Origin of the sequence: Massilia genomosp. 1 (assembly GCF_011682185.1) — a bacterium.
Taxonomy (GTDB): domain Bacteria; phylum Pseudomonadota; class Gammaproteobacteria; order Burkholderiales; family Burkholderiaceae_D; genus Telluria_A; species Telluria_A rubra.
In genome coordinates this window covers 1-255 of the sequence record NZ_WHJF01000577.1, presented here as the reverse complement: position 1 = coordinate 255, position 255 = coordinate 1, and the positions used below count along the sequence as shown (strand labels likewise).

1 rRNA gene is annotated in these 255 nt (G+C 47.8%); it reads right to left on the bottom strand.

Annotated features, from left to right (window positions below):
- Positions 1-4: 4 nt before the first annotated feature.
- Positions 5-117, bottom strand: a 5S ribosomal RNA gene (gene rrf, locus F1735_RS34975).
- Positions 118-255: the final 138 nt, after the last annotated feature.

Genomic DNA, 255 nt, shown 5'->3' with positions numbered 1-255 from the left:
ACTAGCCTGACGATGACCTACTTTCACACTGGTTGCAGCACTATCATCGGCGTAAAATCGTTTCACGGTCCTGTTCGGGATGGGAAGGGGTGGTACCGATTTACTATGGTCATCAGGCATAACTTGTGCAGCTTGGTGCTCCCGACCGGGCAGCACTAGCTTGAATCTGGAAGAAGTATCGTTTTATTGTATTACTTTGGGTAGTGATTGCGTATCAACACAAGCACAACGCGCTTTCTTATCTCTGTACCTGCT